At 72.2% G+C, this 21,570-nt stretch carries 18 protein-coding genes and 1 pseudogene; 13 read left to right on the top strand and 6 right to left on the bottom strand.

Translation table 11 applies throughout. The annotated features are described in order from the left end of the window. Positions 1 to 2: 2 nt before the first annotated feature. The 3 genes from IE294_RS18690 to IE294_RS18680 all read left to right on the top strand — a co-directional run bounded on the left by IE294_RS18690 (position 3) and on the right by IE294_RS18680 (position 4,071). Positions 3 to 992 carry an amidohydrolase family protein gene (locus IE294_RS18690; RefSeq protein ID WP_189887499.1) on the top strand — a complete coding sequence of 330 codons (990 nt, stop codon included), beginning with the start codon at positions 3 to 5 and terminating at the stop codon, positions 990 to 992. 20 nt (positions 993 to 1,012) lie between these two features. After that, positions 1,013 to 2,251: an XdhC family protein gene (locus tag IE294_RS18685; RefSeq protein WP_189887497.1), complete on the top strand. Its 1,239-nt coding sequence runs from the start codon at positions 1,013 to 1,015 to the stop codon at positions 2,249 to 2,251. A 77-nt stretch (positions 2,252 to 2,328) separates the two neighbouring features. Next, positions 2,329 to 4,071 (top strand): pyruvate dehydrogenase, encoded by a 1,743-nt coding sequence (locus IE294_RS18680; RefSeq protein ID WP_189887495.1) that lies wholly within the window; start codon positions 2,329 to 2,331, stop codon positions 4,069 to 4,071. A gap of 10 nt (positions 4,072 to 4,081) precedes the next feature. On the opposite strand, the gene IE294_RS18675 is transcribed toward IE294_RS18680, so the two are convergent. After that, complete coding sequence (locus tag IE294_RS18675; RefSeq protein WP_189887493.1) at positions 4,082 to 5,734, bottom strand: MFS transporter; 1,653 nt, start codon at positions 5,732 to 5,734, stop codon at positions 4,082 to 4,084. A 201-nt stretch (positions 5,735 to 5,935) separates the two neighbouring features. On the opposite strand from IE294_RS18675, the gene IE294_RS18670 reads away from it, so the two are divergent. After that, the gene (locus IE294_RS18670; protein ID WP_189887491.1) at positions 5,936 to 6,901 is read left to right on the top strand and encodes an AraC family transcriptional regulator; all 966 of its coding nucleotides are present in this window, start codon (positions 5,936 to 5,938) and stop codon (positions 6,899 to 6,901) included. Between the two features lie 28 nt (positions 6,902 to 6,929). Here IE294_RS18670 and IE294_RS18665 read toward each other — a convergent pair whose 3' ends face one another. From IE294_RS18665 to IE294_RS18650, 4 genes are all read right to left on the bottom strand, one after another. Beyond that, complete coding sequence (locus IE294_RS18665; protein ID WP_189887489.1) at positions 6,930 to 7,667, bottom strand: YoaK family protein; 738 nt, start codon at positions 7,665 to 7,667, stop codon at positions 6,930 to 6,932. After that, positions 7,648 to 8,172, bottom strand: coding sequence for a DoxX family protein (locus tag IE294_RS18660; RefSeq protein WP_189887487.1), 525 nt, complete (start codon positions 8,170 to 8,172; stop codon positions 7,648 to 7,650). Before IE294_RS18660 ends, IE294_RS18665 begins: the two co-directional genes overlap by 20 nt. A 53-nt stretch (positions 8,173 to 8,225) precedes the next feature. Beyond that, positions 8,226 to 8,888, bottom strand: a complete 663-nt coding sequence (locus IE294_RS18655) for a hydrolase (RefSeq protein ID WP_189887485.1) — start codon at positions 8,886 to 8,888, stop codon at positions 8,226 to 8,228. Between the two features lie 104 nt (positions 8,889 to 8,992). Continuing rightward, entirely contained in the window at positions 8,993 to 10,861 is a 1,869-nt protein-coding gene (locus IE294_RS18650; RefSeq protein WP_229917229.1) for an amidohydrolase, read from the bottom strand. 432 nt (positions 10,862 to 11,293) lie between these two features. On the opposite strand from IE294_RS18650, the gene IE294_RS18645 reads away from it, so the two are divergent. The 8 genes and pseudogenes from IE294_RS18645 (at position 11,294) to IE294_RS18610 (ending at position 18,511) form a co-directional block, all read left to right on the top strand. After that, positions 11,294 to 12,265: an alpha/beta hydrolase gene (locus IE294_RS18645; RefSeq protein WP_189887481.1), complete on the top strand. Its 972-nt coding sequence runs from the start codon at positions 11,294 to 11,296 to the stop codon at positions 12,263 to 12,265. 20 nt (positions 12,266 to 12,285) lie between these two features. Beyond that, positions 12,286 to 13,002, top strand: a complete 717-nt coding sequence (locus IE294_RS18640; protein ID WP_189887479.1) for an alpha/beta fold hydrolase — start codon at positions 12,286 to 12,288, stop codon at positions 13,000 to 13,002. 74 nt (positions 13,003 to 13,076) lie between these two features. Continuing rightward, positions 13,077 to 13,379: pseudogene (locus IE294_RS18635) on the top strand (4-hydroxy-2-oxovalerate aldolase family protein); the annotation flags it as partial. A gap of 263 nt (positions 13,380 to 13,642) precedes the next feature. Further along, complete coding sequence (locus IE294_RS18630; RefSeq protein ID WP_189887477.1) at positions 13,643 to 14,581, top strand: chlorinating enzyme; 939 nt, start codon at positions 13,643 to 13,645, stop codon at positions 14,579 to 14,581. 14 nt (positions 14,582 to 14,595) lie between these two features. Continuing rightward, on the top strand, positions 14,596 to 16,239 hold the full coding sequence (locus IE294_RS18625; protein WP_189887475.1) for an amino acid adenylation domain-containing protein: 1,644 nt from the start codon (positions 14,596 to 14,598) through the stop codon (positions 16,237 to 16,239). A 31-nt stretch (positions 16,240 to 16,270) separates the two neighbouring features. Then, positions 16,271 to 16,546, top strand: coding sequence for a phosphopantetheine-binding protein (locus IE294_RS18620; protein WP_189818048.1), 276 nt, complete (start codon positions 16,271 to 16,273; stop codon positions 16,544 to 16,546). A gap of 4 nt (positions 16,547 to 16,550) precedes the next feature. Next, complete coding sequence (locus tag IE294_RS18615) at positions 16,551 to 17,324, top strand: thioesterase II family protein (protein ID WP_189887473.1); 774 nt, start codon at positions 16,551 to 16,553, stop codon at positions 17,322 to 17,324. Then, complete coding sequence (locus IE294_RS18610; RefSeq protein ID WP_189887471.1) at positions 17,321 to 18,511, top strand: acyl-CoA dehydrogenase family protein; 1,191 nt, start codon at positions 17,321 to 17,323, stop codon at positions 18,509 to 18,511. Before IE294_RS18615 ends, IE294_RS18610 begins: the two co-directional genes overlap by 4 nt. A 24-nt stretch (positions 18,512 to 18,535) precedes the next feature. On the opposite strand, the gene IE294_RS18605 is transcribed toward IE294_RS18610, so the two are convergent. Then, on the bottom strand, positions 18,536 to 19,714 hold the full coding sequence (locus tag IE294_RS18605; protein WP_189887469.1) for an aromatic ring-hydroxylating oxygenase subunit alpha: 1,179 nt from the start codon (positions 19,712 to 19,714) through the stop codon (positions 18,536 to 18,538). Between the two features lie 288 nt (positions 19,715 to 20,002). Here IE294_RS18605 and IE294_RS18600 point away from each other — a divergent pair, with 288 nt between their 5' ends. After that, on the top strand, positions 20,003 to 21,511 hold the full coding sequence (locus IE294_RS18600; protein ID WP_189887467.1) for a peptide ligase PGM1-related protein: 1,509 nt from the start codon (positions 20,003 to 20,005) through the stop codon (positions 21,509 to 21,511). The last annotated feature ends 59 nt before the right edge of the window (positions 21,512 to 21,570 follow it).

The following is a 21,570-nucleotide window of genomic DNA, read 5'->3' as shown; positions in this document are numbered from 1 at the left end:
ACATGAACGGTGACATCCGCGCCGGAGTGATCGACGTGCACGCCCACTGGCTGCCCCGCGATCTGCTCCCCCTGCCGCCCGGGAACCCGCTCGGCGGCATGAACGACCGCGACGGCGAACTCTTCCTGGGCGACGTCCCGCTGTCGTTCCCGACCACCGCGATGACCGACATCGACACCATCGTCGCCGACACCCTGAAGGCCGGACTCGGCGCGCGCGTCATCTCCGCACCCCCCTTCGCCTTCCCCGTGCACGCCCCCGCCGAGGCCGACGACTACATCGCCGCCTACAACGAACAGCTCGCCCACGCCGTCTCCCGCACGGAGGGCACCCTCGTCGGACTCGGACTGGTCCGGCTGGACGACGCCGACGCCGCCCGCAGGGAACTGACCCGGCTCGCCGCCGCCGAAGGCATCGCGGGCATCGCGGTCCCGCCCGTGGTCGACGGCCGCTCCTACGACCGGGGCGTCCCCCGGCAGATCCTCGGCATCGCCGCCGAACTGGGCCTGTCCGTCCTCGTCCACCCGATGCAACTGCCGCGCGCCGAATGGGACCACCACTACCTGGTCAACCTCATCGGCAACCCGGTGGAGAGCACGACCGCCGTGGCCGGGGTCCTGCTCGGCGGCGTCCTGGAGGAGTTCCCCGGCCTGCGGATCTGCTTCGTCCACGGCGGCGGCTGCGCGCCCGCGCTGCTGGGCCGGTGGGGACACGGCTGGCGCACCCGCGACGACGTGCGCCGCGGCAGCAGCCGCCCCCCGGCGGAGTCCTTCGGCCTGCTCTACTTCGACACGATCACCCACGACCCCGGGGCCCTCGCGCTGCTGCGGGCCCACGCCTCGCCCGACCGGATCGTGTGCGGCAGCGACTACCCCTTCGACATGGCACAGCCCGACCCGGTCGGCTTCCCGCTGGCGCACGGCATCGACGCCGCGACGCTCGAAGCGAACGGCCGCCGGTTCCTCGGGCTGACCACGGCGAACCACGGCTGACGGCAGATCGGAGAGATCCCATGCGAGACCTGGCGCCCCGCCTGCTGGAGTGGCAGGCCGCCGGAGCCCGCTGCGCCCTCGCGAGCGTCGTCGCCGTCCGGGGCAGCGCACCGCTGCGCCCCGGAGCGGCGCTGTGCGTCCACGAGGACGGCACAGCCCTCGGCAGTGTGTCGGGAGGCTGTGTCGAAGGCTCCGTCTACGACCTGGCCCGTGAGGTGCTGGACTCGGGCGAGGCACGGTGCGTGTCCTTCGGGTACGCCGACGACGACGCGTTCGCGGTGGGGCTGATGTGCGGAGGCGAGATCGACGTCTTCGTCCAGGCCGTCGACGACGCCACGGCACGGGTCCTCGGCGCCGCCGCACTGGCCGCGGCGGCCCGGCGCCCGGTCGTCGTCGCGCGCGTACTGCCGGGACCCGACGCGGGCGCCGGCTGCGTCGCCGTGTGGCGGGACGGCCACCTGGGCAGCACCGGCGACCCCGCCCTGGACCTCGCCGTCCTCGCCGACGCCCGCCGCATGCTCGACCGGGACGGCACCGCCGTACGGACGTACCAGGCCGGTGCGTCACGGACGTACGACGCCGGCGTGTCCCGTTCCCACGAGGCCGGCGTGCCGAGCGGGTCGCGGGCCCCGCGCGTGCTGTTCGAGGCCTGGGCCCCCTCGCCCCGGCTGCTGGTGTTCGGCGCCAACGCCCACGCCGCCGCGGTGAGCCGGATCGGTTCCCTCCTCGGCTACCACGTCACGGTCTGCGACGCCCGGGCCACCTTCACCACACCCGAGCGCTTCCCGGACGCCGACGAGGTCGTGGTCGACTGGCCCCACCGGTACCTGGCGGCCACGGAGACCGACCACCGGACCGTGGTGTGCGTGATGACGCACGACCCGAAGTTCGACGTCCCCGTCCTCGCCGAAGCCCTCGGCCGCCCCCTGGCCTACGTCGGAGCGCTCGGCTCCCGTCGCGTCCAGGCACGCAGGCGGGAGGACCTCGTCGCGGCCGGCGTGTCCCCCGACGCCCTCGCGCGGCTGCACGCGCCCCTCGGTCTCGACCTGGGCGCGTCGACGCCCGAGGAGACCGCCGTGTCCTTCGCCGCGGAACTCATCGCCGTCCGCTCCGGCCGCACGGCCCACCCGCTCTCCCTGCTGGACGGGCCCATCCACCCGACAGCCACCAAAGAGCGCCCCGGCGCCGCCGAGGCCCGGTGCGCTGCCGGAACCGATCCGGTGCGCGGACGGACAACCGCGGCGCTCCGCGCTCACTAGCGTGGGCCGGGCGCGAGGCAGGCCCTCCGTGCCCCGCCCGGAGGGTCGTGCCGCAAGGCCCGAACCCGAGGAGTCCCATGGCCAAGCAGACCATCGCCGAACAGTACGTCGACCTCATGGCGCGCGCCGGTGTGCGCCGGATGTACGGCGTGGTCGGAGACAGCCTGAATCCCGTCGTCGACGCGGTCCGGCGGCACGCCGACGTCGAGTGGATCCAGGTCCGCCACGAGGAGGTCGCGGCGTTCGCCGCCGGTGCGGAGGCCCAGCTCACCGGCCGGCTCGCCGCGTGCGCGGGATCGTGCGGCCCGGGCAACCTCCACCTGATCAACGGCCTGTACGACGCCCACCGCTCGATGGCGCCCGTGCTCGCGCTGGCCGCCCACATACCCAGCGGCGAGATCGGCACCGGCTACTTCCAGGAGACCCACCCCGACCGGCTGTTCGCCGAGTGCAGCCACTACTCCGAGCTGATCTCCTCACCGCGCCAGATGCCCCGCGTGGTGCAGACGGCCATCCAGCACGCCGTCGGCCGGCGCGGGGTCTCGGTCGTGGCCCTGTCCGGTGACACCGCCGCCGAGGACTCCCCGGACGCGGCACCCGAACTCGCCATGCCCCTGGACCTGCCGGCCATCCGCCCCAGCGACCAGGAGATCGCCCGGCTCACCGAGCTGGTGGACGGCGCCGAACGCGTCATGGTGTTCTGCGGCCGGGGCGTCGCCGGAGCCCACGCCGAGGTGATGGAGTTCGCCGGGAAGGTCAAGGCCCCGGTCGGCCACGCCCTGCGCGGCAAGGAGCACATCCAGTACGACAACCCGTACGACGTCGGCATGTCCGGACTGCTCGGCTACGGCGCCGCGTACGAGGCCATGCACGAGTGCGACCTGCTCATCCTCCTCGGCACCGACTTCCCGTACACCGACTTCCTGCCCCGCCACGTGCGCACCGTGCAGGTCGACGTGCAGCCCGAGCGGCTCGGCCGGCGCACCCAACTCGACTTCGCCGTCTGGGGAGACGTACGCGAGACCCTGCGCTGCCTGACGCCCGCGGTGCGGGAGAAGCAGTCGCGGCGGTTCCTCGACCGGATGCTGGAGCGGCACGCGCACGCCCTCGAAGGCGCCGTCAGCGCCTACACGCGCGACGTCGAGCGGCACACCCCCATCCACCCCGAGTACGTGGCCTCGGTGCTCGACGAGGAGGCCGCCGACGACGCCGTGTTCACCGTCGACACCGGCATGTGCTGCGTGTGGGCGGCGCGTTACCTCACGCCCAACGGCCGCCGCCGCATCCTCGGCTCCTTCGTGCACGGCTCCATGGCCAACGCGCTGCCCCAGGCCATCGGCGCCCAGTTCCTCGACCGTGGCCGGCAGGTCGTCTCGCTCTCCGGCGACGGCGGGTTCTCCATGCTCATGGGCGACTTCCTCACCCTCGTCCAGTACGACCTGCCGGTCAAGGTGGTCGTCTTCAACAACTCCTCCCTCGGCATGGTCGACCTGGAGATGATGGTCGACGGCCTGCCCCCGCACGGCACGACCTACCCGCACGCCGACTACGCCGCCATCGCCACGGCCGCCGGAGCGCGCGGCATCCGGGTGGAGCAGCCCGGTCAGGTCCGGGAAGCGCTGCGCGAGGCGTTCGCCCACGACGGTCCCGCGCTGGTGGACGTCGTCACCGACCCCGCCGCGCTGGCCGTGCCCCCGAAGATCACCACCGAGCAGCTCACCGGCTTCGCCCTGTCCGCGAGCCGGACCGTCCTGAGCGGAGGCGTCGGCCGCATGCTCCACCTGGCCCGGACCAACCTCCGCAACATTCCCCGCCCCTGACCCGGCGCCCCTACCGGGCGGACGCGGGGCCGGACCCGGCCGGTACGACCGGCCCCGCCACGGTGTCGAAGGCATGGGTCACCTCGGGCCCCGTCCCCGGCGCGAGCAGCTCACGGGCCTGCTCCTCGCGCCGGCGGTCGGTGTCCGTCCACCGGACGTGGTGCTGGGCGCGGTGCTCCGCCCAGGTACTGACCAGGTAGTTCTCGACGAAGCGCGCCGGGTCGTTGCCGTCCTGGTAGAGACCCCAGGACAGGGCCCCCGTACGGCGCCGGGAGCGGGCGACCTGGCGCATGCGGACCGTGAACGCGGCCCGGTTCTCGGCGGGGACGCGGTAGACGACGGAGACCAGGACCGGGCCGTCGGCCTGGCCGGGCTCGAACACCAGGGGCGGAGCCGGCCAGTGGTCGGACGGCGTGGGGTTGATGCCCTCGGCGTCGTACAGCGGCCACCGGCGCACACTGGCCGCGCTGAGCAGCATCACCGCACCGGCGATCAGCAGGCACGCGCTGAGCCCGACCCAGTCGGCGACCGCGCCCCACAGCGGTGCCGCGAGCGCCTGACCGCCCTGGAACACCAGCAGGTACACCGCGAGGCCACGCGCCCTGACCCAGCCGGGCAGCCGCGTCTGCACGGCCGCGTTGAGCGTGGACAGCACCCCGATCCAGGCGAGTCCCGCCGGCAGCAGGGCGACCGCGACCACCCAGGGTGTGCGGACCGTCGCCAGCACGGCGAGCACGCCGGCGAACACCACGGCCCCGGCGGCGAGCGTGCCGTTGATACCCAGCAGGGCGCGGACGCGCGGCAGCGCGAACGCCCCCGCCACGGCCCCCACGCCGACCGCCGCCAGCAGGACCCCGTACCCGGCCGAGCCGAGGCCGAGGGAACTGCTCGCGGTCAGCGGCAGCAGCGCCCACAGCGCGGCACCGCCGGGGATGAACAGGACCGTGCGCAGCAGCACCCGGCGGACGCCGGGCGCGTTCCACACATAGCGGCGGCCGGCGTACAGGGCCGCCAGCAGCCCGTCGTTCCCGGGGAGGGTCGCGGTCGCCGGCTCCGGGCGCCGCCACGCCATGAGGACGGCCGCGATGCCCAGGTAGGAGGCCGCGTTGAAGGCGAAGACCCAGCCCGCGCCGGCCGCCGCGACCACCGCCCCGCCGAGCGCCGGGCCGACGGCACGGGCCAGGTTCACGTTCACCGCGCCCAGCGCCGCCGCCTGACCGAGCCGCCGGCGCTCCACCAGTTCCGGCTGGATCGCCTGCCACGCCGGGCCCATCAGCGCGGTGCCGCAGCCCAGCAGGAACGTGAGCACGAGCAGCATCGCCGGCGTCAGGGCGTCCAGGAACGCCAGCACGGCCAGCACGCCGGACACGGCGAGCATCGCGAACTGCGCGGCCAGCAGCACCGAGCGCCGGTCGAAGCGGTCGGCGACCACCCCGGCGGGCAGGGCCAGCAGGACCACGGGAAGGCCGGCGGCGGTCTGCACGAGCGTCACCAGCGCGGCACCGTGCCCGACCAGCAGCCACTGCGCGCCCACGGTCTGCATCCAGCTGCCGACGTTCGAGACCAGCTGGGCGATCCACAGGGCGCGGAAGACGCGCGCCGCGAGCGGCGCCCAGGGGGAGTCGGTCGCGGCGGGTGCGGGGGCTGAAGGGGGGCTGCTCATGCCCGCGACAGTAGGGGCCGCCGTCCTCCGGCTCTTGACCATGAGCGCATGGGCTGTGATCCGGCAGCGCAGCCCCGGTCACTGTCTTGTCACTTATTTCGCACATCCACCGGCCTACGCTCCGGGCGACGCGGAGCCGACTACGGATTCCCCGGTACGGCCGCTTCAAACACGTCAACGGTTCGGAGGCAAGGGCGGTTCATGTCCCGCACAGGCACGTCCCTCACCGGCAGGCGCACGGCCGGCCCATCCACGGCCGGCACCTCACCGGGCAGCAGGATGCGGCGGATGCCCATGGGCCTGGACATCGTGATCAGGGACGCGGTACCCGCAGGCCTGCCCCGGGAGAGGCCGCCGGGCGCGCCGCCGGTTCCCGCGGCAGGTCCCCGGCGGCTGATCGCCCGGGAGGGCGGCGAGTACCTCTTCGTGGGGCTGCGCGGCGCCGGCGGCGCCTTACTCGGGCGGCAGCCCGCCACGGACACGGCCCTCGGCCCCGGCGACATCTGCTTCTACGACGTGCACCAGCCCCCGGTGCTGGACTTCCCCCGGCACGCCCGCCTGAAGGTCTTCCTGCTCTCGCGGCACCTGCTCGGGCTGGCCCGGTCGGACGTGCCCCGCCTCACGCACGCCCCGGTCACCCCGACGTCCCGGCTGGGCGCCCTGCTCTCGCCGTTCCTGTCCGACTTCGCCGACACGGCGGCGGTGGCCCGGTCCGCGGTCGGCGACATGCTCGCCTGGAACGCCGTGAGCCTGCTGTCCACCCTGGCCGGCGAGCATCTGGCCGACCAGGCGCGGGGGCGGGAGCCGGACACCCGGGCGCCGCTGATGTCGGACATCCTGGACTTCATCGACCTGCGGCTCAGCGACACCGGCCTGTCCCCGAAGGCGATCGCCCGCGCGCACCACATCTCCGTCCGCTACCTGCACAAGCTGTTCCGGGAGGAGGGCACGACGGTCGGCCGGCTCATCCAGCGCCGGCGGCTGGCCGAGTGCCGGCGCGTCCTCACCCTGCGTTCCGCGGAGAACCTGACCATCGCGGCTGTCGCGCACCGCTGGGGCTTCGCGAGCCCCACCCACTTCAGCCGTGTGTTCCGCGCCACCTATGGCATGTCGCCCAGTGAATGGCGGGAGTTGGCCGTGCGGGGCGACCGGGAGGCCGGGGGATGACCCGGCCTCCCGGTCCGTGACTCCTCCGTCAGGACGTCGGCCGGGTCCAGTCGGCACCGTCGGTGGACAGACGGTGGGTCATCACGGAGGTCACCGCCAGGAGCAGCAGGCACAGGACCAGGGTGAACACGAGGTGCCCGTGCAGGACGAGTTCCGCGCCGACGAGGGCGCCGAGCAGCATGGCCACCACGGACAGGATCCGCCGGCCGGGCCTCGGCGCCGCACCGCCCGCCGGCGGCGAGTCCGCGGCCAGACCCGTGAGGGTCAGCGTCAGTACGGTCGTGGTGAGGTCCGGCACGCCGAGGCGCCGGGCGACCGCGTTCTGCAACCCCATGGCGAGCCCGAGGCACACGATGAGCGTGTACTCGACGCCGGTGGTGACCCGGCCGTCGGCGACCGCCGTGACGACGACGGTGACGGCGACCAGCACCGTCTGCGCGGCGGTGGCCGTCTTCAGCAGGTTCCCGCGGTGTCCCGCGAACCGGGTCCCCAGCCGGCCGCCGGTCAGCGCGCCGGTGAGGAAGGCCACCAGCGCGACGACGGAGGCGAGCACGGACAGGGTCTGGGCCCCTGCCAGGGCGAAGCCGAGGAACACCACGTTGCCCGTCATGTTGGCGACGAAGACGTGGCCCAGAGCCAGATAGCTCACCGCGTCGACCAGACCGGTGACCACGGTCAGGGTGAGCATCAGGGGAGGCAGCGGGCCGTGCCGGTCACCCTTGGGCGGGACGAGCGTGTGGGCCGCGTCAGTCAGCAGGCTGCGCATAGGTCTTTCCTTCCGGTACCAGGGGCGGGCGGTGCAGCACGAGCCGGGTCAGCAGCCCGCTCGCCGGACCGATCACGATCGCGGCGACCGCGACCCACACCCTCCATGGTGTGATGCCCAGCGCGTGGTCGAGGGACCACGCGCCGGGCCCCGTGAGGGCCAGCGCCGCGGAGACGACCACGAGGACCAGCGGGTACTCGTAGCCGTCGTTCTGCACCCACAGGCCCTTGGGCCGCTTGACGGTGCCCGCGACCGTCATCACACCCATGGCGGCCATCGCCGCCATGGGCGTGAGCAGACCGGCGGTCAGGAACAGGCCGGCCCCGATCTGGCTGACGCCCGCGACGACCGCGGTCAGCCGGCCCCCACGGAACCCGTCGTGCCGGAACTCCTCGGTTCCGCCCGCCAAGCCGTGGCCCCCGAGCCGGAAGCTCACCTTCTGCACCCCGTGGCCGGTGATGAGGAGTCCCGCCACCACCCGGAGGACCAGCAGTCCCGCGTCCATCTCTTCCTGCCTGTTCCTGACTCGGTCCTTGATCGCTGTGCTGGGAGAGGGGCTCAGCCGGCCGCGTGGCCGCCGATGAAGGTCTGCGCGTACACCAGGCCGAGGCCGTAGGCGCCGCCGTGCTCCTTCACGACCTCCGTCACCGGCACGTACGTCTCGCCGCGGGCCCAGTCACGCTGGAGCTCCAGCAGCACCTGCACCCAGGTGACCGGCACGGCGCCGCCCTGGATCATGCGCTGGACCGCGTGCTCGTGGGCCTGCGGGCTGACACCGCCGGACGCGTCGGTGACGACGTACACCTCGTAGCCCTGGGCGATGGCGGAGAGCACCGGCAGCACGACGCAGACCTCGGTCCACAGACCGGCGATGACGAGCTTCTTGCGGCCGGTCGCCTTGACGGCCTCGACGAACGCGGTGTCCTCCCAGGCGTTCATCGTGGTGCGGTCGACGATCTCCTGGTCCGGGAACACGTCCGCGAGCTGCGGCAGGATCGGACCGGAGAAGGACTCGGCGGCCACGGTGCTCAGCACGACGGGCACGTCGAACACCTTGGCGGCCTTGGCCAGACCCAGGGTGGAGTTGATGATCGCGGTGCGGTCGCCGCTGCCGGTGCCGAAGAACATCTGCGGCTGGTGGTCCACGAACAGGACCGCGCAGTTGTCCGGGGTCAGCAGGTCGGGGCTGGGGGACGCCGTGACCTGGGCGATGTCGACCATGAAAGTGCCTTTCCATACATGAGTAACGGCGCGGACGGGCGTCCGCGTCGGACAATGACCGTCCCTGGGACGGAGTCTGTGGGTGCGAACGAGACGCGGATCGCTCAGAGGGCGAAGCAGGGATCGAACGGCATGTCGGCGGCGCCGGGGGCCAGACCGCGCCGTGCGCGCCACGCGCGGTGCTGCTCCGACTCCGCGACGGCCTCGCCGAGGGCCTCCGCCTGGCGCGCACCGGCCGGCCCGGACGCCTGGTAGCCGCCGAAGTGCGCCACCGGGCTCCATGCGGGGGTGACGGGCGGCAGCTCCTCGTCCAGGCCCTCGTACTCGCGGGCGGCGTAGACGATCCGGCCGCCGGTGACCGTGAGCAGCGACTCGATGTGTGCGATCTCCGGCTCCGGCACGGTGAAGTAGTCGTCGGACAGCACCGCGAGGTCCGCGTAACACCCCGGCCGCAGCACGCCCTTGACCTGCTCCTCGCCGGTCAGTTCGGCGCCGGCGACGGTGAACATCCGCAGTGCGGTCTCCCGGTCGACGCGGTTGCCGGGGGAGCGGAGCACCAGGTCGCCGATGTCCCGTCCGCTCACCAGCCAGTGCAGGGCGACCCACGGGTTGTAGGTGGACACCCGGGTGGCGTCGGTGCCGGCGGCCACGGTCAGTCCGCGGTCCAGCATGGCCCGGATGGGCGGGGCGTCCGCGGCGGCACCGGGACCGTAACGGCGCAGGAACGCCTCGCCCTGGAAGTACAGCCGGTTCTGGACGGACATGGCACCGCCGAGCGCGGCGACACGGTCGAGGCTCTCCACGGACACGGTCTCCGCGTGGTCGAACAACCACCGGTTCCCCGCCGGGAAGAGTCCCTCGGCGGCCAGCTTCTCGAAGACCGCGAGATCCCGGCGGATCGTCTCGTCGTACGTGGCGTGCAGCCGGAATCCCCAGCCGTTCTCCATGAGGAGACGCACGGCCTTCTCGAACTCGCCCTCGTAGTCGCTGAGTTCGGGGCGCGGCTGGCCGAAGTTCTCGAAGTCCGCCGCCGCCCAGGTCAGGTTCTCGCCCGCGCCGTTGAGACGCAGCCACGCGTCCCCGTCCTCCGGGCGGGCCATCTCGATCCAGCGGGTGAGGTCGGCCAGCTCCTGGCCCGCGGTCTGCGGGAAGAGGTGATAGGCGATGCGCAGCGACAACTGACCGGCTTTCGCCAGCTCGATGACGGTGCTGTAGTTCTCGGGGAAGTTCTGGAAACCGCCGGCGGCGTCGATCGCCGAGGTCAGGCCGAACCGGTTGAGTTCGCGCAGGAAGTGACGGGTCGACACCTTCCGGTCCTCGCCCTCCAGGACCGGCGCCTTGGCCAGCGTCGAGTAGAGGATGAGGGCGCTCGGCGCGGCCAGCAGCATGCCGGTCGGCTCCCCGTCCCGGCCGCGGACGATCTGTCCGCCCTTCGGGTCGGGCGTGTCCTTGGCGAACCCGGCGGCCCGCAGCGCCGCCCGGTTGAGGACGGCCGACTGGTACAGGTGCAGCACGAACACCGGGGTGTCGGGGGCGGCGGCGTTCAGCTCGGCCACCGTCGGCAGCCGCCGCTCGGCGAACTGGTCGGCCGACCAGCCACCGACCACCCGCACCCACTGGCCCTTCGGCGTGCGCGCGGCCTGTTCCCGCAGCATCGCCAGGGCCTGGCGGAGCGTCCGGACCCCGTCCCAGCGAAGCTCCAGGACGTAGTTGAGACCGCCCCGGATCACATGCAGATGGGCGTCGTTGAGCCCCGGGATCATCCGCCGGCCGAGGGCGTCCACCACCTTAGTGCCGGGCCCGACGTGCGGGGCGACGTCCTTGTCGTCGCCGACGACCGTGATGACACCGCCTCGCACCGCGAGCGCCTCGGCACGCGGGCGGCGCGGGTCCCCCGTATGGATGCTGGCGTTGCGGACGACCAGCTCCGCGGCGTCGTCGATGGCCTGGGGAACAAGCCCGCCGACCGGCATGACAGACACGTGTGCGAGACCTCCTGCGTGGTGGGCGTCCTGGATGTCCGCCGCGCCCGCGCTCGGCGGCCGGGAACAGCGACGAGCGGGGCGACGGGAAACGCGATCGAAGACGCGGGCGAGAACAGCGGCGATGGCGCGGGAGTCCGCCGTCGTATCCGATGGGCGAAGCGCGACCGCTGTGCCCTCACGCTAGGGCCGGGGAACACCGCCATGTATCCCGTCCGTGCACTGACCCGTACCTCACAGTGCACTCGGCGCGCGGCGGGCGGCGTTCGTGCACTTTGAGGACGCCACGCGTGCACGGACGGGCAATCGCCCCGCCGGCAGCGGCTCTACCGTTGCGCTCAGCGGCGCCGGAGTGCCCAGCACGTCGATCCGGCTCGTATGCCGGAACGACCGGTGCCCCCTCTGCATGTCCAGGAGATTCACATGTCTGATGCCCAGGCGCCGGTGACCCCGGTGCTGGAGCCCGCCGCGGCCGAGTTCGTGGCGGCGACCGCCAACCCGCCCTACCTCTTCGACCTGGCCCCCGCCGAGGGCCGCAAGGCCGTCGACGAGGTCCAGTCCGGCGAGATCGACAAGCCCGCCGTCGACGAGGAGTGGATCACCGTCCAGGGCGGCCCCACCGGCAGCGTCCGGGCACGGATCGTCAAGCCCGCCGGCGCCACCGGTACCCTCCCCGTCATCTTCTACATCCACGGCGCCGGCTGGGTCTTCGGCAACGCCCACACCCACGACCGCCTCGTGCGCGAACTCGCCGTCGGCGCCGACGCGGCCGTGGTCTTCCCCGAGTACGACCTCTCTCCCGAGGTCCGCTACCCGGTCGCCATCGAGCAGAACTTCACCGTCGCCAAGTGGGTCGTGGAGGAGGGTGCCTCCAAGGGCCTGGACGGCTCCCGCCTCGCCGTGGCCGGTGACTCCGTCGGCGGCAACATGACCGCCGCGCTGACCCTGATGGCCAAGGAGCGCGGCGGCATCCCGCTCGTGCAGCAGGTGCTGTTCTACCCGGTCACCGACGCGAACTTCGACACGGCGTCGTACCACCAGTTCGCCACCGGCTACTTCCTGCGCCGCGACGGCATGCAGTGGTTCTGGGACCAGTACACGACCGACGAGTCCGAGCGCGCCCAGATCACCGCCTCCCCGCTGCGCGCCACCACCGAGCAGCTCACCGGTCTGCCCCCGGCCCTGGTCATCACCGGCGAGGCCGACGTGCTGCGCGACGAGGGCGAGGCGTACGCCAACAAGCTCCGCGAGGCCGGTGTGCCCGTCACCGCGGTCCGCTTCCAGGGCATCATCCACGACTTCGTGATGCTCAACGCGCTGCGCGGCACGCACGCCGCCGAGGCCGCCATCACCATGGCGGTCCGCACGCTGCACGCGGCCCTGCACACCGCCTGACCGCGAGGAGACGCACGGACATGAGCACCACTCCCACCGTCGTCCTGGTGCACGGCGCCTTCGCCGACGCGGCGAGCTGGTCCGGGGTCATCGAGGAGCTCCAGAGCCACGGCGTTCCCGTGATCGCGCCGCCGAACCCGCTGCGCGGCCTCGCGTCCGACGCCGCGTACGTCGCCTCCGTCGCCTCCCAGATCGACGGTCCGGTCGTGCTGGTCGGCCACTCGTACGGCGGTGCGCTGATCACCGTGGCCGGCACCACCGAGAACGTCGTCGGCCTCGTCTACGTCGCCGCCTACGCCCTGGAAGAGGGCGAGAGCCTCGGCGAGCTCCAGGGCCGCTTCCCGCTCTCGCCGCTGGTGAGCAACCTCAAGCAGTGGACGTACCCCGTCCCGGGCGGCGAGCCCGCCGTCGAGGTCACCATCGCCGAGGACGCCTTCCCGTCGGTCTTCGCCGCCGACGTGCCCGTGGAGGTCACCAAGATCCTCGCGGCCGCGCAGCGTCCGCTGGCCGCCGCGGCCTTCGAGGAGAAGGCCCCCGCCGCCGCCTGGAAGACCAAGCCGTCCTGGGCCCTGGTGGCCGGCGCGGACAACGCCATCAACCCGGAGGTGGAGCGCTTCGGCGCGAAGCGGGCCGGGGCGACGATCGTCGAGATCGAGGGCGCCTCGCACGCCGTGGCCGTCTCCCAGCCGAAGGCCGTCGCCGAGCTGATCCGCGACGCGGTCCGCGCGACCGGCTGAGCCGGCTCCACGAACGACCGCGCGGACGCCTCCCCCGTATCGCGTCCGCGCGGTCTCGCGTGCCCGCGCCGCACATGGACGGCGTCCGCGATCGCGTCCGCGCCTACCGCGACGGCGTCACCCACGTAGACGCCTCGCGGGCCGGGCGGGGCGCCGGCGGGCAACTGCCCCTCCCCGAAGCCTTCATGGCGGTCGCCGCCCCGATGGGCTGGGAGCACGGCTGCGACCTGTTCCCGCTGACGGGCGCGGCCGACGACGTCGTACGGCCGTCACAGGACCGCGAGACCCTCGTCGAGGCCGGCCGGCGCCGACTGGTCGGCGGCCAGGAGGACGTGATCAGCGACGCACTCGACCTCGCACACCCGGCCGTCGGGTGAACACAGGTGAATGGGGCCCTGAATGGAAGCGGTATCGGGAATTCCAGAATTTCGGGGCCCGGCGAAAAGGTGCCCCTTGATGGCGCGTTAGCGACTAGGCGAAACAGCACGAGAGCCGTCTCGCAGGTCAAAGACGCGCGCACGACCGTGCCTTCCGGCCGACGCGCCCTTCACAAGCGGGCTCGCCGCTGTTTACAGTCGGCGAGAGCGGGCTCGGGTTTTCTTCCCCTGTGCAGAAGAGATGGCCGAAAGTCAGGTGACGCATGGTCGACTTCCAGCTCAGCCAGCAAGAGATCGAGCAGTTCCACCGCGACGGTTACATCGGTCCCTTCGACCTCTACGAGCCCGAGGAGATGGCGAAGGCCCTCCAGGCCCTGCGGCCCAGGCTCCTGAACACCAAGCGGGCGATCTACGGGCGGGGCAGGGGGATCTCGGGAGTCACCAATCTCGCCAACTACGACCGCCACCTGGACGTCGACTTCCTGGCCGAGCACATCACCCGCCCGGAGATCGTCCACCGGGTCTCCAGCCTGCTGGGCCCCGACGTCCTGTGCTGGCGCACCGAGTTCTTCCCGAAGTACCCGGGGGACGAGGGAACCGACTGGCACCAGGCCGACAACTTCTCCAATGTGGCCGGATCCAAGCACCCGCAGATCGTCTGGCCGGAGGACTCCGAGTTCGGCGGCACGATCACGGTCTGGTCCGCATTCACCGAGGCGAGCGTGGAGAGGGGCTGCCTCCAGTTCATTCCGGGCTCGCACAGGACCATGAACTACGACGAGTCCAAGGTCATGGAGTACAACGCCGATTCCATCGGAAAGGTGGAGAAGGACGGCGTTCGACGGGGGTTCTTCGGCTACGACTACCGCCAGCTGCAAAAGGATCCGGACTGGAGCCCCGACGAGTCCAAGGCGCAGTCCATGGTCATGCGCCAGGGCCAGTTCATCATCTTCTGGTCCACGCTCATGCACGCCTCGCACCCGCACGCGGGGCTCACCCAGGACATGCGCCTGGGCTACGCCGCGCGATACCTGCCGACCCAGGTGAGGGTCTACCCGTACTCCGACGCGCTCTCCGAGTTCGGCGGCGAGGCCAGCCTGGAGAAGTTCGGGTGTGTGCTGGTCTCCGGCAAGGACGAGTACCAGCACAACCGGTTCGTCGACCGGACGGTCAACGGCACGCCCTTCCAGGTCGCCGGCTGAGCGGGCGGGAGCCGATGCCCCCGTCGTCACGGCCGCCGGTCCCGCCGGGTGCCGCGCCGCCGGGCGGCACCCCGGAGACCGCCCGGCCCACCCGCATCACCGGATCCCCGGCCGCCCTGGCCGTCCACCGCGACGTGAACCGCACCGCCGTCGCCTACCCGCGTGAGCGCAGCGTCCCCGAGCTGTTCGAGGCCTGCGCCGCCCGGTGGCCCGACGCGACCGCGGTCGTCCACGGCGGGCTGACCCTGACCTACCGCGAACTGGACCGGCGGGCCAACGCGCTCGCCTGGCGTCTCGCGGAGCAGGGGGTGAAGCCCGGGGCCGTCGTCGGCGTCTGCGTGGCCCGCTCACCGGAGTTGATCGTCACGCTGCTGGCGGTGCTCAAGTGCGGGGGCGCCTACCTGCCCGTCGACGCCGCCTGGCCCGACGAGCGTCTGCACCAGCTGCTCACCGGCGCCGAGTGCGCCTGGATGGTGACCGACCGGGAGCCCGAGCTGGACCGCCGGCTGAGCGGCTGCCGCGTGGTGGCCGTGACCGGTGATGACCCGGCCGGCCGTGACACGGGGCCCGGAGCGGCCGTACCGGCCGACGCCCTCGCGTACGTCAACTTCACCTCGGGCTCCACCGGACGGCCCAAAGGCGTCGCCATCCGTCACCGCGGCATCGCCCGGCTGGTGTACGGAGCACGGTACGCGCCCCTCGACCACACCAGCCGGCTGCTGCAACTGGCCCCCGTCACGTTCGACGCGGCCACGTTCGAGATCTGGGGCGCCCTGCTGCACGGCGGCACCTGTGTGCTGTACCCGCACGACTTCGTGCGCCTGTCGCGGCTCGGACAGGAGCTGCGCCGGCACCGGGTGACCGTCCTCTTCCTCACGACGGCGCTGTTCAACACCGTGCTGGACGAGGCGCCCGACGCGCTGGCCGAGGTGGGCACCCTCCTCACCGGTGGCGAACCGCACTCCGTACGTCATCTCGCCGCCGCGCTGGCCCGCTTCGGCCCCGGCCGGCTGGTGCACGTCTACGGCCCCACCGAAGCCACCACGTTCGCCACCTACCACCGCGTCGACAGCATCAGCGAGGACTCCGCGGTGGTGCCGATCGGCCGGCCGATCCAGAACACCCGGCTGTACGTCGTCGCCGGCGGCGAACTGTGCGCACCGGGCGCCGTCGGCGAGATCTGCCTCGCGGGTGACGGCCTGGCCGCCGGCTACCTCGGCATGCCGGAGCCGACCGCCGAGAAGTTCGTCGACGCGGTGGTGGACTCCGTTCCCGAACGGCTCTACCGCACCGGCGACTTCGGCTACCTCCTGGCCGACGGACGTCTGGTCTTCCACGGCCGGGAGGACGACCAGGTCAAGATCAACGGGTTCCGCATCGAACTGGGCGAGATCACGCACCAGCTCGACCGGCACCCGGCGGTGCGACGGAGCTACGTCACCGTGACCACCCGCGGCGAGAAGGCGCTGGTCGCCTTCGTCGTCCCGGACGCCCCCGTCACGGAGGCGGAACTGCGCGCCCATCTGCGGGCCCGGCTGCCCGGCTACATGGTGCCCCACCGCATCCACACCCGCGACCGACTGCCCCTGACCCCCACGGGCAAGACCGACCGTCACGCGCTGCTCGCCACGCACGAAGCGGCGCCACGGCCGTGCTGACGCCGCACCACGACACTCCCAGGAGAGCACGATGACGTCCCAGGAACCCACCGCCCCGGAGCCCGGCGCCCCGGCGCTCACCAGCACGGAGAAGGCGCTCGCCGACATCTGGCGCAGTCTGTTCGGCATCGACGAGGTGAGCGCGGACGACAACTTCTTCGCCCTCGGCGGCAACTCCCTGACGGCCATACGGTTCCTCGCGCGGGTCGAGGAACAGTTCGCGGAAGACGTCCTGCCGCCCGAGACCCTGTACGAGGATCCCCGCCTCGCGAGCCTCGCCCAGGCCATCGACACGGCGATGGCCTAGGACGGTGCACCTGTTCGCACCGTTCGGCGGCGCCACCGCGGTCAGCCGGGACGGCCGTGGCGGGACGGGCGCCGCCGACGTGCGGCTGTACTGCTTCCCGTACGCCGGAGGCGGCACCCAGGTCTTCCGCGGCTGGCAGTCCCGGCTCACCTCGCGCGTCCCGGTCGTCGGAGTACGGCTGCCGGGCCGCGAACAGCGTTTCCGTGAACCGGCCCACACCTCGTGGGACACGGCGCTGGCGGAACTGACCGCCGCCTTCGCACCGCTGAGCGATCAGGGGCCGTACGCGTTCTTCGGACACAGCCTCGGCGCCCGACTGGCGTACGAACTGGCGCACCGGCTGGTCGACGACGGCCGCCGCCCTCCCGAACTGCTCGTCGTCTCCGCCTGCCGGGGGCCCGGCAGACCCCCGCGCCACCCGGACATGCACTCCCTGGACGGCCCGGCACTGCGGGCCCGGCTGCGCGCGATGAACGGGGTGCCGCCCGAGGTCCTGGACAACCAGCCGCTCATGGAGCTGCTCGAACCGATGCTCCGCTCCGACCTGCGGCTGGCCGAGACCTGGCGGCCCACCCCCGGCCGCCTCCCGGTCCCGGTCCTCGCCCTGTGCGGCGACCACGACGACGTCGACCCGTACGAGGACATGCTCGACTGGCAGCACCACACCTGGAAGGGGTTCGCCATCCACTCGTTCCCTGCCGGCCACTTCTTCCTGCGGGAGCAGGAACCCGCCGTCGTCGAGGTCATAGCCGAGCGGCTGCGGGGAGGCACCGGATGACCACGCAGGCGGCGCCGTCGCCCGTCCGGTCCCCGTACCTCACCCCCGAACACGACGCGTTCCGGCACTCCGTGCGCGCCTTCCTCCAGCAGCGGATCGCCCCCCACGCGGCGGAGTGGGAACGCGGGCGGACCATGCCGCGCTCGGCCTGGCGCGCCCTCGGGGCGGAAGGACTCCTCGGCCTGAACCACCCCGTGTCGGCGGGCGGTTCCGGCAAGGACATCTTCCACTCGGTGGTCTTCCTGGAGGAGCTGGGCCGGCTGGGCTTCGGCGGGGTGCGGTTCGCCGTCGCCCTCCACTCCTACATGGGCACGAGCTACCTGGCCGCCGACGGCTCGGCCGAACTGCGGGAACGGTTCCTGCGCCCGGCCGTGGCCGGCGAGCTGGTCGCCGCCCTGGCGATCACCGAACCGCAGGCGGGCTCCGACCTGGCACGGCTGGCCTCGACCGCGCGCGAGGAAGGCGACGACCTCGTGGTCGACGGCGAGAAGCGCTTCGTCGTCAACGGCGGGTTCGCCGACTTCTTCGTGACCGCGGTGCGGACCGGATCACCCACCGCCGGCCGGTCCGCCCACCAGGACCTGAGCCTGCTGGTCGTCGAACGGGACCGCGCGGGAGTGACCGTGCGCCCCAACGACTGCGCGGCCTGGCGGGCCTCGGCCGTGGCGGACGTCGGCCTCCGCGGCGTACGCGTCCCCCGCACCCACCTCATCGGCCGGCGCAACAGCGGCTTCATACAGATCATGAAGAACATGCAGCTGGAGCGCCTCGCCGCGGGCATCACGGCCGTCGGCGCCGCGGAGGAATGCCTGGAAGCCACCTGGCGGCACCTCAAGGGGCGCGAGGCCTTCGAGTCGACCCTCAGCGGCAAGCAGGCGGTCCGGCACCGGATGGCCGACCTGCTGACCGAGCTGGAGGCGACCCGTCAGCTCGTGCACCACGCGGCCTGGAGCTACGCCCGGGACCCGCTGTCGATAACCGCGTGCTCGATGGCGAAGCTCAAGGCGACCGAGCTGTCCCGGACCGTCGCCGAGGAGTGCCAGCGTCTGTACGGGGCGGAGGGCTTCTGCGAGGACGCGGCCGTCGCCCGCGCCGTGCAGGACGCGCGCGCCGCCACCGTCGCCGCAGGGGCGAGCGAGGTCATGCGCGACATCATCGCGCAGGCGGGATACGACGAGCGGGGCTGAGCCCGGCGCGCACGCGGGACCTCCTCAACAGCCCGGCGGCTCCCCGGGCGCCCCGGGCTCTCCCGGGCCGAGGAGGTACCTCTCGATCGTGTCGTTGTACGTGCGCAGAGCGAACTCCTGCGTGCCGAAACAGTGTTCCTCGTTGGCTCCGGACGCCAGGCCCCGCTGGATCTCGCGGTAGATCTCCAGGTCCTCGTACTGCACCTGGTACGTCAGCTTCCGGTTGTCCTCCCAGCGCTCGGCCTCCTCTCCGGCCGCCGAACCGGGAGGCACCAGAAGGCGGAGTTTCACCAGGGTCCGGGTCGGACCGAGCGGGTGCGAGGTGATCCAGAGGAAATGGTCCGACTGGTGCAGGACCGTCTCGTTCGGGAATACGGTGTGGATGACATTGGCCACCGACAGCAGCCGTCGCTCACCGCGTTCCGTCTCGGCGATGAAGTTGATGGAACGTTTCGGGAGGATGGACCGCAGGTGGGGCCCGAAGGAGTCGAAGAAGAAGGTGTGGGGCTCGAAGAGCGGATTGGCGCTCTTGGTGTGGAGGAAGGGGAAATGGTATCCCTCCAGCGTGCCCTCGACGACCAGCTTCCAGTTGATGTCCCACTCGTGACTCTCGGCCCCGTACACGTCGAAGTCCGCCAGATTCAGGTCCTCGATGTCGCGTCGGAAATCCCCGAGGAATGCGTCGAGATCCTTGGGCTCCGACCTGCCCTCCGGCATCAGCCACACGAACCCGTACGCCTCGACCGAGGGACACTCCCGCAGATTCCTCGTGCCCGGCTCGACCCCGGGGAAGCAGTGCGGGCTCGGGATGGCGCTCAGGGTGCCGTCCAGCTCGTAGCGCCAGGCGTGGTACCCGCAGGTGAAGTGGCGGCGCTGCCCGGACGGGTCCGGTTCCACCCGCGCACCGCGGTGGCGGCAGGCGTTGAGGAGGACCCGGGCCGTCCCGTCGTGGTCGCGGGTGACGATCAACGGCCGCCCGAAGTGCTCGAACGTGACGAAGCTGCCCGGCTCCGGGATCTCGGAGGTGTGGACGAGCATCGAGGGAAGACGGGTGAAGACGCGTTCGATCTCCGCCCGGTACCAGTCGGGCGACCGATAACGCTCCACGCCGACCCGGGTGTCGTTGTCGGTGAGTTGCTTGCGCTTGTCGCGGAGGTGCTCCAAGGCCCGGTCCAGCAGGCGGAGTTCTTCCTTGCGATCCATGCGGCGGGCTCCCTCGAAGCGATGCTCACCTCAACTGGGCATGATGATGCGCAGCCGGCCCTGATGGACGGGAAACAAGACTGACAGACCGGTGAAGTCCGTGGCAGAGGGAATTTCGGCCAGACATCAGTGGATCTCGGCTTGTTCCGGGAGGCCGGTCGACGGGGCGGAGGACTCGGCTTCGGCAACGCCCGTACACGTCGGTGGCCGACTTGAGGTGCCTCAGGATTGGGTCGCGAGAACAGCGGGCAATGCTGACGTCGTACTCCACCGGGAAAGGCAGATTTCGTGGCGGGTAACGCAGACCTGAACACCGATTTCGACAGGCTCCAGAAGAACCTGGTCTCTCCCCTCGACGGCACGGGACGGCCGCGGGTCGTCGTGGTGCTCCCCAGCTTCACCCTGGACCAGGCGGGGATGACCAAGATCCCGGGCATCATGTACTACGAGGAGCGGTTGCTGTCCTTCCTGCATCTGCTGCGCCACCCCGACCGGCACCTCGTCTACGTCACCAGCGTGCCGATGCCGGACCACGTGGTGGACTACGCGCTCGGCCTGGTGCGCTCGCTGCCGGCCGAGGACGCCCGCCGCCGGCTCACCCTGGTGGACTGCGCGGACCCCGGCCCCGAGCCGCTGACGCGGAAGATCCTGCGACGCCCTGAGGTGATCGAGCGGTTGCGGCGGTCCCTCAGCGGCCCCGAGGACGCCTGCCTCCTCGCCTTCAACGGAACGCCGTTCGAGCGGGAGCTCGCCGTCCGGCTCGGCGTGCCCCTGTTCGCCTGCGACCCGGAACTGGCCCCCCTCGGCTCCAAGAGCGGGGCCCGGCGCGTGTTCGCGGAGGCGGGCGTGCCGACGCCGGCCGGCGTGGAGGATCTCCGGGACGAGGACGACCTCGTCCAGGCCCTGGCCCGGCTGCACGCCACCCGGCCCGCCTCCGGGCGCGCCGTCATCAAGCTCAACGAGAGCTTCGGAGCCGGCGGCAACGCTCTCTTCGACTTCCGGGGGGCGCCGGGGCCGGGAGGCGTCGAGGCGTGGATCCGGCGGGTGCTGCCCGACCGCGTCGAGTTCGCCACCCCGCCCGACACGTGGGACCACTACGCGGCCAAGTTCGCCGAGATGGGCGGGGTCGTGGAGGAGTTCGTCACGGGCGCCGAGGTCAGGTCGCCGTCGGCCCAGGTGGGAGTCTCCCCCTCGGGTGACGTCCGGGTGCTGTCCACCCAGGACCAGTTCTTCGTGGGCGCCGCGGGGCAGACCTACGCCGGCGCCACCGCCCCCGCCCTGGAGGACTACCGGCTCGAACTGCACGCCCTCGCGTCGCGGACGGGACGCGCGCTGGCCGCCAAGGGCGTGGTCGGCATCGCGAGCGTCGACTTCGTCTCGGCCCGTGCGGAGGGCGGCGGCTGGCGGCACCACGCCCTGGAGATCAACCTCCGGATGGGCGGCGGAACGGCGCCGCTCAACTTCCTGGAGGGCGTCGCGCAGGCGCGGCTCGACCCCGCCACCGGCAGCTACCTCACCCCGGACGACGTACCGCTGTGCTACGTCGCCACCGACCGGCTCCAGCACGAGCGGTACCGGACCCTGACGGCGCAGCGGGTCCTCGGCATCGCGTCCCGGGAAGGTCTCCTCTACCGCGACCGGGACCGTCGCGGCGCCGTCTTCTCCATGCTGGGCGCCCTGCCGGAGTTCGGGAAGATGGGCGCCGTGGTCATCGACCGCAGCCACGGCGCCGCCCGGGAGCGGTACCGCGCGGTGGTGGCCGCGCTCGACGCGGCGTGCGGAGCGGAGCGCGGCTAGGGTCTGTTGCGAAAGTGGATCTTGTTCGTTGATGATCACGTCCTGTGGGACGTGGGGAT

Source organism: Streptomyces canarius, assembly GCF_014650735.1.
GTDB classification, from domain to species: Bacteria; Actinomycetota; Actinomycetes; order Streptomycetales; family Streptomycetaceae; genus Streptomyces; species Streptomyces olivaceoviridis.
The sequence above is the reverse complement of the archived record's forward strand: the minus strand, read 5'-3'. Positions and strand labels throughout refer to the sequence as shown.